Origin of the sequence: Paenibacillus sp. P2(2022) (assembly GCF_029522175.1) — a bacterium.
In the GTDB taxonomy this organism is placed as follows: domain Bacteria; phylum Bacillota; class Bacilli; order Paenibacillales; family Paenibacillaceae; genus Paenibacillus; species Paenibacillus polymyxa.
On the sequence record NZ_JAKWFI010000002.1, the window covers coordinates 701,081 to 716,553 of the forward strand.

Sequence of the window (15,473 nt, forward strand, 5' to 3'; positions counted from 1 at the left end):
CATAGATGAATATCGTCCAAGCGATTACTGAAGAACAACTGCGTAAAGATTTGCCTAACTTTCGTCCTGGTGACACTTTGAAAGTGCACGTGAAAGTTATCGAGGGAACTCGTGAGCGTATCCAGTTGTTTGAAGGTGTAGTAATTAAACGCCGTGGTGGTGGAATCAGTGAGACTTTTACAGTTCGTAAAATTTCTTACGGTGTAGGTGTGGAAAGAACTTTCCCGCTTCATTCCCCAAAAATCGATAAAATCGAAGTGGCTCGCCGTGGTAAAGTGCGTCGTGCGAAGCTTTATTATCTTCGTGAACTGCGCGGTAAAGCAGCGAGAATTAAAGAAATTCGTCGTTAATACAACGAATAACGAAAGGGGCTTGGTTACAAGCTCCTTTCGTTTTTTCTACGTACATAGGGAACTGTGGATTATTGACCGTAAAGAGAGGACAGTGAGCTATGGAACAAGAAGTAGGACAAGGAGCTGTACAGCAGCCAACTGATCAGGATGGTACGCCCAAGCGTAAACCAAAAAATGAGATTTTTGAGTGGCTCAAGGCAATCATTATTGCGTTAGTGCTTGTCTTTTTAATCCGCTGGCTTCTCTTTAAGCCTTTTATTGTGGATGGCCCGTCGATGCAGCCTAACTTTCATACCGGAGAACGCGTCATTGTAAATGAGATTTTGTATGATTTTCGTGCTCCTAAACCGGGTGAAGTAATTGTGTTCCATGTCCCGGAAGAAAAAAGAGACTTCATCAAGCGCGTCATCGCCGTTGCGGGTGATACGGTCAAAGTAGAAGGTGACACGATTACAGTAAATGGTAAGCCGATTCAAGAACCTTATCTCAAGACTTCTTTGGAAGAAGCACATCAAAATGGCGAGCTTTACAACAAGTTTACCAATTTTCCAAATGAGAAATTTAAGGATGGAAAAGTGCCAGAAGGGCATATTTTTGTTATGGGCGATAACCGTTCCAATAGTACAGATAGCCGGATGATTGGATACATTGATTTGAAGGAAGTCGTTGGCCGGGCTGATGTCATTTTTTGGCCGGTGAAAGATATGCAGTGGATTAACCACTAGAAATAACTAATAAGCAGCATAGCTGCCGTAACCCTAACTAGGAGCCTAAGGGTAAATGTAGGGTTACGCTCAATGGGGTGATGACGGTGACGATTCAATGGTTTCCTGGTCACATGACCAGAGCGCGCCGCCAAATTGAAGCAAAATTAAAGCTGATTGATTTGGTTATTGAGCTGATTGATGCTCGGTTGCCGCTTTCCAGCCGAAATCCGATGATTGATGATATTTTGCAAGGCAAGCCGCGAATGATTATTTTGAACAAGGCAGATTTGGCGGACCCTGTAGTATCACAGCAATGGATTGCCTACTTTAAGAAGCAGGGGCATGTGGCCTTTCCGGTGGACGCCACGACAGGGACGGGGCTTAAAGAAATTCCGGTTCAGGCCAAGCTGTTACTTAAGGAAAAAATAGACCGGCAGATTTCGAAGGGAATGAATCCGCGTCCTATACGTGCTTTGATTGTCGGAATTCCAAATGTCGGCAAATCGACATTGATCAACCGAATGGCAGGACGTAATATTGCAGCTACAGGCGATCGTCCAGGAGTAACGAAGGCGCAACAGTGGATCAAGACCGGTGAAATTGAGTTGTTGGATACACCAGGTATTTTGTGGCCTAAATTTGAGGATCAGAACGTCGGCTATCGTCTGGCAGTTACAGGCGCGATCAAGGAAGAAATTCTAAATGTAGAGGACATTGCCTTTTTCGCGACAAAATATTTTGTCCAATATTATTGGGATACCATGGCAGAGCGTTTTGAGCTTACCGAACGTCCTGAGGATACAGAAAATCCAGATGATGTGGTGAGCGTTATGGAGGCTATCGGACGTAAACGTGGCTGTATTGTGAGTGGCGGGCGTGTAGATCTCGAAAAGGCGTCAAAAATTATTTTGCGTGAGCTGCGTGCAGGCAAGCTGGGACGATTCAGTTTAGAAGCACCATACTGATAATCCTAATACACCCGATACAGAAGATTGCATTTTGTGGCAAGGAAGAACCTTCCTCATCTCTCCGGAGAGGAGGAAGGTTTTTTGGTATGTAAAGGTAGATAGAAAAGGGTTTTGAACGGTAGAGGTCTGTGGTAAGCTGAATTCAATCGCTAGAGCTACGGCATGAGTGAAGCTTAAACTACGTAAAGATGGGCAGGTATTGAATATGGAAGCTAAAGAGAATGCAGTAAAGGACATGCTACACTATGAAAAAAAATGCTGGGAGCAATCTTGTGAGCGGATTGCAGGTATTGACGAGGTGGGGCGTGGATGTCTGTTTGGAGATGTTGTGGCGGCAGCAGTCATTCTGCCAGTAGGTGAGTTATTGGAGGGTGTAGACGATTCCAAAAAATTGACTGACAAGAAAAGAGAAGCCTACTACGAACTGATTATGGAGAAGGCAATCGCTGTAGGAATTGGTCATGTAGACGCGCGGATGATTGATGATATCAATATTAAACAAGCGGCTCGTTTAGCTATGAAAAAGGCTATTGAGGCTTTGCATGTGTCTCCCGATTATTTACTTGTGGATGCAGAAAAGCTAGATGTGCCTATTCCTCAGCTATCCATCATTAAGGGGGATGCGAACAGTCAGTCTATTGCAGCAGCTTCTATCATTGCCAAGGTGACCCGTGATCGGCTATGCAAAGGTGAATGGGATGCGAAATATCCGGAATATGGGATTGGTATACATAAAGGTTATGCTACCAAGTTGCATAGAGAACAAATTTTGGCGCTAGGGCCTACAGAAATGCATAGACGCAGCTTTCTGGGCAATTTGTTGACCGAGCAACCGACGTTGTTTGATCTGTAGGTACTTATTATGAATCAGGACAATACCGATATAAAATATATCTAATATTACAGGCCCCTTTGATAGGGGAAGAGCGAGGGGAGGGGCGATATGAACATCGGATCTGTATTCCGTGGATTACTTGGAGATGTGAAGGCGGGAGAGGCGAAAAAACTTGATATGCAGCCAGGCCAGGTCGTAAGAGGAGTCGTGTTAAAGGTGTCTGAGGACGGCGACGAGGCAGTGTTGCAAATACAGGGTTCTCAGGTTAGGGCAAAGCTGGAGACCCCTCTTCAACCTGGACAGACTGCAACGTTTCAGGTACAGCCGGCTTCTTCCAGTGGAATGACTGTGCTTAAGCCTCTGAATGATGCTGCCAATATGCCACAGCAAACCGTAGCGCTGACAGATGTATTGGAATCGGTGGGACTGCCGGATACAGCTCAGAACAGAGAGCTTATACAGGCAATGCAAAAGAATGGTGTGCCGTTGACATCAAATGCGGCTTCTTTACAAGAAGCCTTGTCGAAGCAAAGCGGAAATGTGCAATTGGGCACATTTGTACAGGCAGCGGCAGTTGCCTTTCAGCGGGGACTCCCATTAACAGCCGAAAGCATAAATGGATTGCGCCAAACGATGTTTGGGCCTCCTTTAAATGATCTGTTGTCATCGTTGGAGCAAGAACTTGAAGCGGTGTTAAAGCAGCAAGGGCAGGGAACGCTCACTGACCGTTCAGTTGGGGAAGCAACAATAAAAAGCGCTGACCGAACGTCAGCTAGTCCAACAGGCACTTCTTCTGTGATGATTGCAGATGGACAGGAAGGCCAAACTCTTACATTGTCCAAGGAGCCCTCTGGCACTGCCGCTGCAAAACAGGCAGAAACGGGACAACAAGCCACAGGCGGCAAGGAATTGTTAAAAGGGACTCAGGCAGCCAATCTTGCTGCTACAGTGAGCGAAGCGAGTGTTTTGGCTACCGATTCGGGTACTCCGGCGGGATCTACTGCATTTGCAGCCAACGGGACTGCCTCAAAAGAGCCGGAAGCAGTTAACGGACGAGGAGCGACAGTGGTATTGGACGCTGGTGCAAATGCGCCTGAATCGGACGCTGCTGACGCATTAAACGGCTCCCGTACTAAAGTGGAGCAACCACAGCAAGCTACTGCGGCAGGTACGCAGCTTAAGGATGCCGATGGTGCTCCAACTCCGGCCACGGCAGAGCCTGCGGGGGCGAAGTCTGCCTTAAACGTAGTCATGGCAGACCGTCCTTCTGCACAGTCAGCAGCTGGCTCTGCGCCGCCCTCCGCGGCGGGCAGCGCTGCTACGCTAGAGGCTCCGATCCAGCGGCTGCGTCTCCTTCTGCAAGAGCTGCGTGCAGCAGTGCCACCCGAACTGAGCACGGCTGCGCCAGATCAGTCCAAGGGAGAGGTAGCGCAGCCAGCGGCTGGCGCTTCGCGTACGGCAGATGCTGCCGCTTCACAGCCTACGGCGACGAGCACGAAGATCAGCCCTATGGAGGATCCGTGGGTAGGCCGCGTGCTGAAGCTACTCGGTGCTGAGCACGAGCAGCAGGTACACCGCTCGACTGCACAGCTCGCGCAAGGGGCGGCGGCACGTACGGAGCCGCCCGAGGGAGTGTCGCAGACGCTGCCGGGATTAGCGGCAGACGACTCCGTGTCAGCGGCCGCAGACACCGTAAAAGGGGCACTACTCCAGCTAATGAGCAGTGACGACCTGCCGCCTGCTTTGAAAGAGGCGGCACAGCAGGTTGTACAGCACCTGACAGGCCAGCAGCTGCTGCTCAATACAGACCGAACGGCGCCTTTTGCACAAGTGCATATGTTTATACCGTTTATTGGACCGGACGGTCGTGAAACAGCTACAATCCAGATTCAGTCCCGCCGTGGCAAACGCGGAGAACTGGATGCCTCCAACTGTCGACTTTGGTTTGATTTGGACATGAAAGGGCTTGGTCCGACGCTGGTGGATGTGCAGGTTGTAGATCGGATTGTAAGTCTCAAGCTTCATAATGATCAGGATTGGGCGGCTTCGCTGCTAACCAGTGGACGTGAGTCCATTCGCACCGCGCTGGAGTCGCTAGGCTACCAACTTCTAACGTTGCGAACCGAGCCTATGCCCGTAAGGACTGAACAGAGTAGCCCTGCCTCTTCCGAGGTACAAAGCTATGTGCCTCAGCCGTACAAAGGAGTCGATCTTAAAATATGAAAGAGCCCTTGGAACCTCCTTCACCTTCCATGAAGAAGGCGGTCGCCCTTAAATATACGCCCGGTGAGAGCGAAGCGCCGATTGTCGTTGCCAAGGGGAGCGGCCGCATTGCGGACAGTATTTTAGAAAAAGCCAAAGAGCATGGCGTTCCTGTTCAGGAGGATGCTGCGCTGGTTGAAGTACTGTCCAAACTTGATTTGGACGAGCAAATCCCAGCTGAACTCTATCAGTTGGTAGCAGAGGTGCTAACCTATATTTATCAAATGGATCGGCTTGCTCCAAGAGATGACTGGTGATGGGGTATGACATGAAGACGAGAGGTAAGGATCAACGGAAAGCCAAAGGAGCAATGGGAGAAGAGGCTGCAGCTTTGTTTTTAGAAACCCTGGGTTATCGTATCCTAGACCGCAATTGGCGATGCCGCAGCGGGGAAATAGATCTGATTGCCAGGCAGGAGCATATACTCGTGTTTATTGAAGTACGTAGCCGAAGTAGCTCCAAATATGGAACACCAGCAGAATCAGTTACTCCGCGTAAAATCACCCAGGTTCGTCAAACAGCCGCAGTATACTTGCATATGAACGGAATTGGAGATGCTCCAATTCGTTTTGATATGATTTCTGTACGATTATCTGATGAAACGGCTGTGGTTACGGACCATTTTATAGATGCATTTTAAAAGAGTAAGAACTTTTACGAAGGTTGGAGCGCAGGACTGAATTCATATGTACAGGTTGACAGAAAGGAAAGCTGCAGGTATATTTTATTGAGAATAGTTATCATTTTCATTCTATAATGAATATCTAGTCGTTGTACCTGTGAAGGAGGATTTACGTGACAAAGCATACCTTTAGTGAACATGTCATAGATGTAATTCAGGAACGCCGGACGATTAAACGATTCAAATCTGACTCTATCCCGGTAGATACGATTAAAGAACTACTGGACGTCGCGGTATGGGCTCCTAATCATAAAATGCGTGAACCGTGGCGCTTTCTGTTGTTTGCTGGTGAGGGACGGAGAAAGCTTGCAGAGGCAATTGCCGCCGATATCGGTAAGGATAACAAGTTTGAAAATGGGATTCTACACAACCCGATACAGCTTTTAGTGGTGATGGAAGAAGACCCGCGTCAAGCGGTTTGGGATGAAGATTTTGCAGCGGTCAGCGCGCTTGTACAGAACTTTATGCTTGCTGCATGGAGCAAAGGAATCGGAACGTTTTGGGTGACAAAACCATTTTTGTATTCGCCTAAGTTCCGTGATTGCTTGGGAATTCAACCAGGTGAGAAGGTAATTGGAATGATATATGCAGGCTATCCTGATGTTATCCCGGAATCAAGATCCCGTACTCCAGTAGCTGATAAGTTAACCTTAATTGACAAATAATCTGTCGTCAGATAAGCTTAGTTGAGGATTTGAAATTAGGGTTGAGAGCTAAATTTAGAACATTATATTTTTTTCAATGAATGAAAATTTGGAAGCACCTTTTTTCATATAGGCAATGATTCCCCAGAGGAACATTTCAATATGATGAGAGGTGCTTTTTGATATGTTTGGAAAATTACATGGAGCGTGTCTATATGGGATAGATGGCGTTCTGATCGAAGTTGAGACTGATTTGTCCAATGGCTTGCCTCAAACCGCGATTATCGGATTGCCGGATTCAGCGATTCGAGAGGCAGTAGAGCGTGTGAGAGCAGCAATCAAAAACTGCGGATTCAAATATCCATCCCAGCGTATCACGATTAACTTAGCTCCTGCTGATTTGCGTAAGGAAAGGCTCATCTTTTGATCTTGCCATCGCTTTAGGCTTGTTGACAACCAGTGAGCAGGTGTTTTACCGGTGGGGGAACGAACGCTGTTTATTGGCGAGCTGGCGCTTGATGGCAGCATTCGCCCTGTGTGATAGGGTGTTGTCCATGGTTGATCTGGCCAAGCGAGAGGGATTCGATTCCGTGCTGCTTCCTCAAGAAAACGCAAGCGAGGCACGTCTAATTACGGATATACGTATTTACGCTATACACCATCTGGCGGATCTTATCCCAGTTAATGATCATGCACAAGGCACCCCAGACGGCCAAGTGATGGAGTTCCTTGATCTTCATTTGTAGCGTGGCAATCCGCTTGAGCAGCTCTCCGTCGTTTTTCGTTCGCTCACTTCAATCAAGTTTACGAGCATAGCCCTGACATCGCGGGGCTTTTTTTATTGCCTACTGATAAAGATGGTCATTTTTTCCAATCTGTTTGTCTGTTTCGATTCTATAAAAACTAGCATATTCTATATTATTACAAAAGAAGGGAAGTTGATTCGAATGGGAAAAGTAAATTCTTCTAGAAAAATTCTGAAACCTACGCGTCGCCTAAGAACTAAAGCAGGTACCGCATTCATTTTTAGTATCAACAATGTAGGTCCGAATTTGTTCCAAAGTCGCTTGAACCTGGCTGGGTTTGTTAATTCCTCAAGTAGGGTACTTGTCTCGATCACGGAAATTGGTATTTTTGGCGGTCAAGTTAAGCCGTTTCAAGGAGCTGCTACCATGACGATCCATAACGTCGTTCCGCATGACGACGGTATAGTAATTGTACGTGGGAATACTGGCTGGGGTAGTCCCCTCAATATACGACTTTCAGTCGTGGTTTTCTAATCGTTAGACCTGCTGAACGCACTTCTCACGGGTGAAAACTGAAAACTCCCGCCACTACGTGGAAATAAAATGTCGAATTCGCGGCAGCGCACAGAGCAAAAAGTCCTGACCTCTCAGGTTTTTTTGTTCCTTCAATTTCTCATCAGACTTATCTATCGGAGAACGCAGTTATCCATGATGATCCATCCTTTAGTTAGGGTAAAGAAAATCAATAAAGAATGGAAATCGCACTCTCGCGTACGGCAATAGGAAACGCTCGTCAAGCCTTCGGCTTCTCCTCTTCGCGCCGACCGAAAGGGAGACGGCTTACTTGTCTTCTTTTTAGAGTTACATCATCGTGGAAAGTAAACTCGACAATACATCATTCCTGATAAATTTTAAATTAATAGTATTTATGAAATTATAAGAAAATCACAAATGTGTTTAATAGAGCCTAAAAGAAAAAAGCGATCTCCCACCGAAAGGAAAACCGCTTAGTATCGTCAAACCCTTGATATTACTTGGTTTTTCAATGCGTGAAAATGTATCATAATATCCTTCTTATGGGACGGCCGGGTGCTAGAAAAACGATGCTCATCCGCAGGTCGCCCTTAAATATACGCCCGGTGAGAGCGAAGCGCCGATTGTCGTTGCCAAGGGGAGCGGTCGCATTGCGGATAGCATTTTAGAAAAAGCCAAAGAACATGGTTCCTGTTCAGGAGGATGCTGCGCTGGTTGAAGTGCTGTCCAAACTTGATTTGGACGAACCCCGGAATCAAGACCACGTACTCCAGCAGCCGATAAGCTAACCTTGATTGACAAATAATCTGTCGTCAGATAAGCTTAGTTGAGGGTTTGAAATTAGGATTGAGAGCTAAATTTAAAACATTATATTTGCAATGAATGAAAATTTGGAAGCACCTTTTTTCATATAGGCAATGATTCCCGAGAGGGACATTTCAATATGAGGAGAGGTGCTTTTTTGATATGTATGGAAAATTACATGGAGCGTGTCTATATGGGATAGATGGCGTTCTGATCGAAGTTGAGACTGATTTGTCCAATGGCTTGCCTCAAACTGCGATAATCGGATTGCCGGATTCAGCCATTCGAGAGGCAGTAGAGCGTGTGAGAGCAGCAATCAAAAACTGCGGATTCAAATATCCATCCCAGCGTATCACGATTAACTTAGCTCCTGCTGATTTGCGTAAGGAAGGCTCATCTTTTGATCTTGCCATCGCTTTAGGCTTGCTGACAACCAGTGAACAGATTGTTTTGCCAGTGGGGGAACGAACGCTGTTTATTGGCGAACTGGCGCTGGATGGCAGCATTCGTTCTGTAAATGGGGTGTTGTCCATGGTTGATCTGGCCAAGCGAGAGGGATTCGATTCCGTGCTGCTTCCTCAGGAAAACGCAAGCGAGGCACGTCTAATTACGGATATACGTATTTACGCTATACACCATCTGGCGGATCTTATCCCAGTTAATGATCATGCACAAGGCATCCCAGACGGCCAAGTGACCGATCAAAATTGTACTGCCAGTAAGCAAGTTATAATCCATTCCTATGACCATTTACCTCAAGCAGAGCATATACCGTTGTGCGAGCAAGAAGAACTAGCCAGTAATATGGAGGATTACAGCGATGTGCTGGGTCAGCTACACGCCAAACGTGCATTAGTTATCGCTGCAGCAGGAATGCACAATATTCTTCTTATGGGACCACCGGGTGCTGGAAAAACGATGCTCATCCGCAGGTTGCCCTCTATCCTACCGCCTTTGACTGAAAAGGAGTCGCTAGAAGTGACCAAGGTATACAGCGCAGCAGGAAAATGGAAGGAGTCCTCGCCTCATCTCATGCATGTTCGTCCCTTCCGTGCGCCTCATCATACAATCTCTGCTGCTGGATTGGTGGGCGGAGGAGGCATACCCAAACCAGGAGAAATCAGTCTTGCACACCGAGGGATTTTATTTCTAGATGAGTTGCCAGAGTTTAGCCGCCATGTGCTAGAAGTGCTGCGGCAGCCCCTGGAAGACCACCATGTGACAATCAGTCGTTCACGTGCTGTATTTAAGTATCCGGCGCATTTTTTACTTGCAGCTTCTTTGAATCCGTGTCACTGTGGCTTTTTCGGCAATAACACGGAACATCAGCGCTGTACCTGTTCACCTACAGCAGTAGCTCGATACCGTTCACGTATTTCCGGTCCATTGCTGGATCGAATTGATCTTCAGCTTGAGGTATCACAACCAAAGGACTGGCGGGAGGAAAAAGAATCCCTGTCGTCTGCTGACATGAGAAAGCAGGTGTTGGTTGCTCGAGCAATACAAATCCGCAGATACAGTAAGCTTCCTTTTTCATGGAATAGTGAGCTGTCCGGTCAGATGCTGCGTAAATATGCAGTATTAGATCAAAATGCAGCGGAGCTGCTTAATCAGACGATGGATGCACTTGGTTTAAGCATGCGTGCGTATGATCGAATTCTCAAGCTGTCCCGCACCATTGCAGACTTACATGAGTCAGAGAAAATTACGACTTCACATGTGGCTGAAGCTATTCAATACCGCCATATGGATAAAGCAAGCGCCAATTTATCCGAAATGTAAAAAGGCGATAAAATTAGCAGATACAGTACGATCATTTTTACGGAAAAGTTTTCCAAAGGATATGTGTACGAGAGAAAACGGAAAAAAGGACAAAAAAAGCTCCAGGCAAAAAGACCTGGAGAAGAAAAAAAGATTATGACAATAGTGATTATACTATGAGTATATCAATTTCGTATATACGATTATGCATCATCTCCCATGTTACTTGATGGAAAAACAACAAGCCCCTTGACCAATACGGTTGAGGGGCTTGTTGTGAATTTCATTCTAACTCTAAGTTACAAAACGTTCAGTTTCACTTCAATATTACCGCGGGTAGCGCGGGAGTATGGGCATTGTTCATGTGCGCCTTCCACCAGTTTTACCGCAGTTTCATGATCTACGCCTTTGACCAGAACGTCGAGGTTTACTCCGATTCCGAAGCCGCCGTCTTCGACTTTGCCAAAATGGACCGTAGCTGTGACTTCGGTACCTTCATGTTTAACACGCTGCATGCGAGCCACCATATTTAAAGCACTGTCAAAGCAAGCAGAATAGCCTGCGGCGAACAGCTGCTCTGGATTTGTACCTGCGCCACCAGCGCCACCCATTTCTTTTGGAGTATCAATATCTAAACGAAGTTCAGGGGAAGAAGACTCGATATAACCGTTACGCCCACCAACTGCTTTTACTGTTGTTTCATACATTTTTTGTTGAATGGTCATCATAATCCAATCACTGCCTCTCGCTCAATTTATATTTTACACAATTTAATTTATCAAAATAATTATTGTTTGTAAAGTATTTTAGGCAATTAGAATGTATTTTGTTATATAATGTGCTAAAATAATGACGAAAGCAGGTGACTAGACAGCATGGAAAACAATTTTAATAAAGATGCAGCGTTGAAACTTGATAACCAGTTATGCTTTGCCATATATGCATGCTCCAGAGAGATTACAAAGCTGTACCAGCCTTATCTGGAAAAGCTTGGTGTAACGTACTCGCAATATTTGGTGCTCATCGTGCTTTGGGAGCGTGAAGAGTGTACAGTGAAGGAATTGGGTGAGGCGTTATATTTGGATTCTGGCACACTAACTCCACTATTAAAGAGGTTACAGAATGCCGGGTTGATCGATCGAAAGCGTTCCACTCAAGATGAGCGTAAGGTGCTGATTTCTTTGACGATAGAGGGAAGAGCGTTGCGGGATAAAGCCCTGTCTGTACCAGGATGTATACAGGAAAAAACAAGTATGACTCATGATCAATTTGGGTCGCTTCTGCTTCAGTTTAATGATCTGCTTGATCGTGTTCATCAAGCGAATGTACAAATTGAAAAATCATAACAGGTACTTTCAGTTGCTCTTGCGAATTCTTACGACATGAGTTGTTCTAAACTGAAAGAAAAATGCCCTTAAATTCTAATGAAATAAAGTACCTCTCATTGCGGATTAGGTAATCCCATTTTGCGGAGGTGCTTTTTTTGTGTGAATTTGTATTAAAAAATAAAATCCAATAATATCCAAACATTCGATTTTGGGAATGATAATGATATCAAAATACTGTAATTCATGAGGTTAAATTATAAGGAAAGCGTTTTAAAAACATGTTACAATGATGTAGGTTTAGTATAGATTTCCTTGTGAACCGCCCTTGTTGCAGTCATGTTGATAGGAGGATTCCAGAATGAATATCCATGAATATCAGGGTAAAGAAGTATTAAAGCAGTACGGAGTGGCTGTACCGAACGGCAAGGTTGCCTACACGGTGGAAGAAGCCGTTGCTGCGGCAGAATCGCTTGGAAGCGCTGTTACGGTCGTAAAAGCACAAATTCATGCTGGTGGACGCGGTAAAGCGGGTGGCGTAAAGGTTGCCAAAGGTTTGGATGAGGTGCGGACTTTCGCTTCTGAAATTTTAGGTAAGGTGCTTGTGACACATCAGACCGGACCTGAAGGTAAAGAAGTCAAACGCCTTTTGATTGAGGAAGGCTGTGATATTCGCAAAGAATATTACGTAGGCGTTGTCGTGGATCGCGGGACTGGACGCATCGTATTGATGGCCTCCGAAGAAGGTGGTACGGAAATCGAAGAGGTGGCTGCGGCTACTCCGGAGAAGATTTTTAAAGCAGTTGTTGATCCAGCAATTGGGCTTCAGGTGTATCAAGCTCGTAAGCTGGCGTATGAGATTAATATTCCCAATGAGTTGGTAAATAAAGCGGTTAAGTTTATGCTGGCGCTTTACGAAGCATTTGTGGACAAGGACTGTTCGATTGCAGAAATTAATCCCCTAGTCGTTACGGGTGATGGGAATGTAATGGCGCTAGATGCCAAATTGAATTTTGATTCCAATGCGTTGTTCCGTCATAAGGATATTCTGGAATTGCGTGATTTGGATGAAGAGGACGAGAAGGAAATTGAGGCATCTAAATATGATCTAAGCTATATCGCTCTGGACGGCAATATTGGCTGTATGGTCAATGGTGCAGGTTTGGCGATGGCCACGATGGATATTATCAAATATTACGGTGGCGATCCGGCCAATTTCCTGGACGTTGGAGGCGGTGCAACAACGGAAAAGGTAACCGAAGCGTTCAAAATCATTTTGTCCGATCCGAAGGTAGAAGGTATTTTCGTCAACATTTTCGGCGGGATTATGCAGTGTGACATCATTGCGAATGGCGTCGTGGAGGCTGCCAAGCAGTTGGGGCTGACTCGACCGCTTGTTGTCCGTCTTGAAGGAACGAATGTTGAGCTCGGCAAACAGATTTTAGCGGAATCCGGTTTGAATATTGTGGCAGCCGATTCCATGGCGGATGGTGCCCAAAAAATCGTTGAACTTGTTCAATAGCCTGTTTGCATTCCGATATGCCGAATAAACGATAGGGGATGTGAAGATCGTGAGTATTTTGGTCGATAAGCATACAAAGGTGATTACACAGGGGATTACGGGAAAAACGGCGTTGTTCCATGCCAAAGGTGCACTTGATTACGGTACACAGATGGTAGGTGGCACCTCTCCAGGTAAGGGAGGCACCGAGGTAGAAATTACACTGGAAAACGGGCAACAGGTCAAACTGCCAGTGTTTAATACAGTAAGCGAAGCCAAGGAAGCTACGGGCGCAACTGCTAGCGTCATTTACGTGCCGCCGGCTTTCGCAGCGGATTCCATTTTGGAGGCTGTGGATGCGGAACTGGACCTCGTGATTTGTATCACAGAGGGGATTCCGGTGCTTGATATGATCAAGGTCAAACGTTTTATGGAAGGCAAAAAGACCGTTCTGATTGGCCCTAACTGTCCGGGTGTTATTACGCCAGGAGAGTGTAAGATTGGTATCATGCCAGGTTACATTCATCTGCCGGGTCATGTAGGCGTTGTGTCACGTAGTGGTACTTTGACCTATGAGGCAGTGCATCAGTTAACCACTAGAGGTATAGGTCAATCTTCCGCGGTTGGTATTGGTGGTGACCCAGTTAAAGGTTCAGAATTTATTGATATTTTACATCGCTTTAATGAGGACCCCAACACTCATGCTGTCATTATGATCGGAGAAATCGGTGGTACAGCCGAGGAAGAGGCTGCCGAGTGGATCAGGGACAATATGACGAAGCCGGTGGTTGGCTTTATCGGTGGGGTGACTGCGCCTCCAGGCAAACGGATGGGGCATGCAGGCGCCATTATTTCTGGCGGAAAGGGAACGGCAAAAGAGAAGATTGCTACGCTTGAAGCCTGTGGAATCAAGGTGGCGCCGACTCCTTCCGAAATGGGCTCGACACTGGTAAGTGTGTTGGAAGCGCGTGGTATTTTGAATCTGTGTACGACACATTAAATCGTGTTTCTTCATTAATATACTGGCTGTAAATCAGCATCGAAATTTGCTGCTGGCTAGTGTATAATGAAAGAAAGGTAAGCAACCTTTTTATCTTCTGAAACAGGGGATGAAAAGGTTGCTTTTTTTTGCGTTAAGACAGGCTTGTCAGGGAAACGCTTGCAAAATGATTCATTGTGCCACAAAATAAGGAAGGGTTCACTCTTCCATGAATGGGGGAACCACAGTTTGGAAGAAAGATGGCTTTTATTAGGTCTACATGAGTTAGAAGGAATCGGAAGAAGAACAATTCAGCGTATTTGGTCGAGTGATTATCGATTGCATGAGCTACTGCATTTTAGCGAACAAAAGTGGATTGAGATAGGCTTAAGTCCCAACCAGGCACGCATTGCGGCACAGTGTTACGATGAAGAATGGGTACATGAACGATATCAGCGAATTCAATCCAGTGATATTGGTATGGTAACTTATGTGGACGAAGATTACCCCCTATTAATGAAGGAAACAGTTGACCCACCTTGGGTAATGTATACAAAAGGGGATAAATCACTTTTGCACACATGTTCTGTAGCCATGGTAGGAACTCGCGTTCCTACTGCGTATGGTCGAAGAGCAGCGGAGATACTAACAGAGGAATTATGTAATGCAGGGATTACAGTGGTGAGTGGATTAGCGAGAGGAATTGACAGTATTTGCCATGAAACAGCCCTACGCCGGGGAGGCAACACGATTGGTGTGCTTGGAACAGCGATTGATCAAATTTATCCTCCCCAAAATGCCTCTTTGTTTGCAGAGATGGTTAGTAAAGGTCTGATCGTATCGGAGTATCCTCCAGGTACGAGGTCGCATCCCGGGATGTTTCCACAACGTAATCGCATTATTGCCGGTTTAACGAAGGGGACACTCGTTGTCGAAGCAGACGCTAGGAGCGGTTCCTTGATTACAGCGGATGCTGCGCTGGAGGCAAATCGAGATGTGTTTGCTGTTCCTGGGCCCATTACGTCACCGAAGAGTAGAGGCACGCTGAACTTGATTAAGCAAGGAGCCAAAACGGTCACTGAGGCTTCGGATATTATTGAGGAGTATGAAGCAGATTTGCGTACAAGGCAGGTTTCTTCATACAATAGAGAACAGAGTCTTAATCTTAAGAAGATCTCCAAAGCATCAGAAAGTGAGACTTCTGAGGAAAATCGTGTGGTGGTGCTGCTGGAACAAGGAACCATGACACTGGATGAACTGCTTGATGCTACGGCATGGGATTTTGGACTTTTACACGCAGTTCTGTTATCGTTAATCATAAAAAAAAGGATCGCTCAACTAGCGGGCACAAAATACAAGCTTATTTAGTAGT

Annotated in this window: 16 protein-coding genes and 1 pseudogene; 16 read left to right on the forward strand and 1 reads right to left on the reverse strand. The window is 46.0% G+C overall.

From position 1 onward, the window contains the following. The first annotated feature begins 5 nt into the window (after positions 1-5). From rplS to MMB75_RS10600, 12 genes and pseudogenes are all read left to right on the forward strand, one after another. Positions 6-350: a 50S ribosomal protein L19 gene (gene rplS, locus MMB75_RS10545; protein WP_007429998.1), complete on the forward strand. Its 345-nt coding sequence runs from the start codon at positions 6-8 to the stop codon at positions 348-350. Positions 351-451: 101 nt separating this feature from the next. Continuing rightward, positions 452-1,078 carry a signal peptidase I gene (gene lepB / locus MMB75_RS10550; protein ID WP_016819281.1) on the forward strand — a complete coding sequence of 209 codons (627 nt, stop codon included), beginning with the start codon at positions 452-454 and terminating at the stop codon, positions 1,076-1,078. Between the two features lie 86 nt (positions 1,079-1,164). Further along, positions 1,165-2,025, forward strand: a complete 861-nt coding sequence (ylqF, locus tag MMB75_RS10555; protein ID WP_044785701.1) for a ribosome biogenesis GTPase YlqF — start codon at positions 1,165-1,167, stop codon at positions 2,023-2,025. 208 nt (positions 2,026-2,233) lie between these two features. Continuing rightward, complete coding sequence (locus MMB75_RS10560; RefSeq protein ID WP_080942664.1) at positions 2,234-2,881, forward strand: ribonuclease HII; 648 nt, start codon at positions 2,234-2,236, stop codon at positions 2,879-2,881. A gap of 90 nt (positions 2,882-2,971) precedes the next feature. Continuing rightward, complete coding sequence (locus MMB75_RS10565; protein WP_103042381.1) at positions 2,972-5,086, forward strand: DNA ligase; 2,115 nt, start codon at positions 2,972-2,974, stop codon at positions 5,084-5,086. Continuing rightward, positions 5,083-5,382: an EscU/YscU/HrcU family type III secretion system export apparatus switch protein gene (locus MMB75_RS10570; RefSeq protein WP_016819285.1), complete on the forward strand. Its 300-nt coding sequence runs from the start codon at positions 5,083-5,085 to the stop codon at positions 5,380-5,382. Before MMB75_RS10565 ends, MMB75_RS10570 begins: the two co-directional genes overlap by 4 nt. Next, entirely contained in the window at positions 5,382-5,765 is a 384-nt protein-coding gene (locus tag MMB75_RS10575) for a YraN family protein (protein ID WP_017427917.1), read from the forward strand. The genes MMB75_RS10570 and MMB75_RS10575 overlap by 1 nt, the downstream gene beginning before the upstream one ends. A 155-nt stretch (positions 5,766-5,920) precedes the next feature. Then, the gene (locus tag MMB75_RS10580; protein ID WP_103042382.1) at positions 5,921-6,472 is read left to right on the forward strand and encodes a nitroreductase family protein; all 552 of its coding nucleotides are present in this window, start codon (positions 5,921-5,923) and stop codon (positions 6,470-6,472) included. A gap of 163 nt (positions 6,473-6,635) precedes the next feature. Then, on the forward strand, positions 6,636-6,878 hold the full coding sequence (locus MMB75_RS10585) for a magnesium chelatase domain-containing protein (RefSeq protein WP_260846455.1): 243 nt from the start codon (positions 6,636-6,638) through the stop codon (positions 6,876-6,878). Between the two features lie 40 nt (positions 6,879-6,918). Next, the gene (locus MMB75_RS10590) at positions 6,919-7,197 is read left to right on the forward strand and encodes a hypothetical protein (RefSeq protein WP_260846456.1); all 279 of its coding nucleotides are present in this window, start codon (positions 6,919-6,921) and stop codon (positions 7,195-7,197) included. 1,117 nt (positions 7,198-8,314) lie between these two features. Next, positions 8,315-8,477, forward strand: a pseudogene (locus MMB75_RS10595) (EscU/YscU/HrcU family type III secretion system export apparatus switch protein); the annotation flags it as partial. A gap of 220 nt (positions 8,478-8,697) precedes the next feature. Next, positions 8,698-10,317, forward strand: coding sequence for a YifB family Mg chelatase-like AAA ATPase (locus MMB75_RS10600; RefSeq protein ID WP_019686984.1), 1,620 nt, complete (start codon positions 8,698-8,700; stop codon positions 10,315-10,317). A 278-nt stretch (positions 10,318-10,595) separates the two neighbouring features. Here the strand turns inward: MMB75_RS10600 and MMB75_RS10605 are convergent, their stop codons facing one another. Then, positions 10,596-11,024, reverse strand: a complete 429-nt coding sequence (locus tag MMB75_RS10605; RefSeq protein WP_013309874.1) for an organic hydroperoxide resistance protein — start codon at positions 11,022-11,024, stop codon at positions 10,596-10,598. Positions 11,025-11,171: 147 nt separating this feature from the next. On the opposite strand from MMB75_RS10605, the gene MMB75_RS10610 reads away from it, so the two are divergent. The 4 genes from MMB75_RS10610 to dprA all read left to right on the forward strand — a co-directional run bounded on the left by MMB75_RS10610 (position 11,172) and on the right by dprA (position 15,469). After that, a complete protein-coding gene (locus MMB75_RS10610; RefSeq protein WP_039277121.1) occupies positions 11,172-11,642 on the forward strand; it encodes a MarR family winged helix-turn-helix transcriptional regulator in 471 nt (156 codons plus the stop codon). Between the two features lie 340 nt (positions 11,643-11,982). Beyond that, positions 11,983-13,143: an ADP-forming succinate--CoA ligase subunit beta gene (gene sucC, locus MMB75_RS10615; RefSeq protein ID WP_039277123.1), complete on the forward strand. Its 1,161-nt coding sequence runs from the start codon at positions 11,983-11,985 to the stop codon at positions 13,141-13,143. Between the two features lie 49 nt (positions 13,144-13,192). Then, positions 13,193-14,122, forward strand: a complete 930-nt coding sequence (gene sucD, locus MMB75_RS10620) for a succinate--CoA ligase subunit alpha (RefSeq protein ID WP_013370665.1) — start codon at positions 13,193-13,195, stop codon at positions 14,120-14,122. 228 nt (positions 14,123-14,350) lie between these two features. Next, complete coding sequence (gene dprA, locus MMB75_RS10625; protein WP_039277126.1) at positions 14,351-15,469, forward strand: DNA-processing protein DprA; 1,119 nt, start codon at positions 14,351-14,353, stop codon at positions 15,467-15,469. The last annotated feature ends 4 nt before the right edge of the window (positions 15,470-15,473 follow it).

Bases quoted from the DNA above. Each gene is read 5' to 3' on its own strand.
- MMB75_RS10600 (WP_019686984.1), top strand. From the start codon at position 8,698: ATGTATGGAAAATTACATGGAGCGTGTCTATATGGGATAGATGGCGTT.
- rplS (WP_007429998.1), top strand. From the start codon at position 6: ATGAATATCGTCCAAGCGATTACTGAAGAACAACTGCGTAAAGATTTG.
- MMB75_RS10585 (WP_260846455.1), top strand. From the start codon at position 6,636: ATGTTTGGAAAATTACATGGAGCGTGTCTATATGGGATAGATGGCGTT.
- MMB75_RS10575 (WP_017427917.1), top strand. From the start codon at position 5,382: ATGGGGTATGACATGAAGACGAGAGGTAAGGATCAACGGAAAGCCAAA.
- MMB75_RS10560 (WP_080942664.1), top strand. From the start codon at position 2,234: ATGGAAGCTAAAGAGAATGCAGTAAAGGACATGCTACACTATGAAAAA.
- MMB75_RS10610 (WP_039277121.1), top strand. From the start codon at position 11,172: ATGGAAAACAATTTTAATAAAGATGCAGCGTTGAAACTTGATAACCAG.
- MMB75_RS10565 (WP_103042381.1), top strand. From the start codon at position 2,972: ATGAACATCGGATCTGTATTCCGTGGATTACTTGGAGATGTGAAGGCG.
- sucC (WP_039277123.1), top strand. From the start codon at position 11,983: ATGAATATCCATGAATATCAGGGTAAAGAAGTATTAAAGCAGTACGGA.
- lepB (WP_016819281.1), top strand. From the start codon at position 452: ATGGAACAAGAAGTAGGACAAGGAGCTGTACAGCAGCCAACTGATCAG.
- MMB75_RS10605 (WP_013309874.1), bottom strand. From the start codon at position 11,024: ATGATGACCATTCAACAAAAAATGTATGAAACAACAGTAAAAGCAGTT.
- MMB75_RS10570 (WP_016819285.1), top strand. From the start codon at position 5,083: ATGAAAGAGCCCTTGGAACCTCCTTCACCTTCCATGAAGAAGGCGGTC.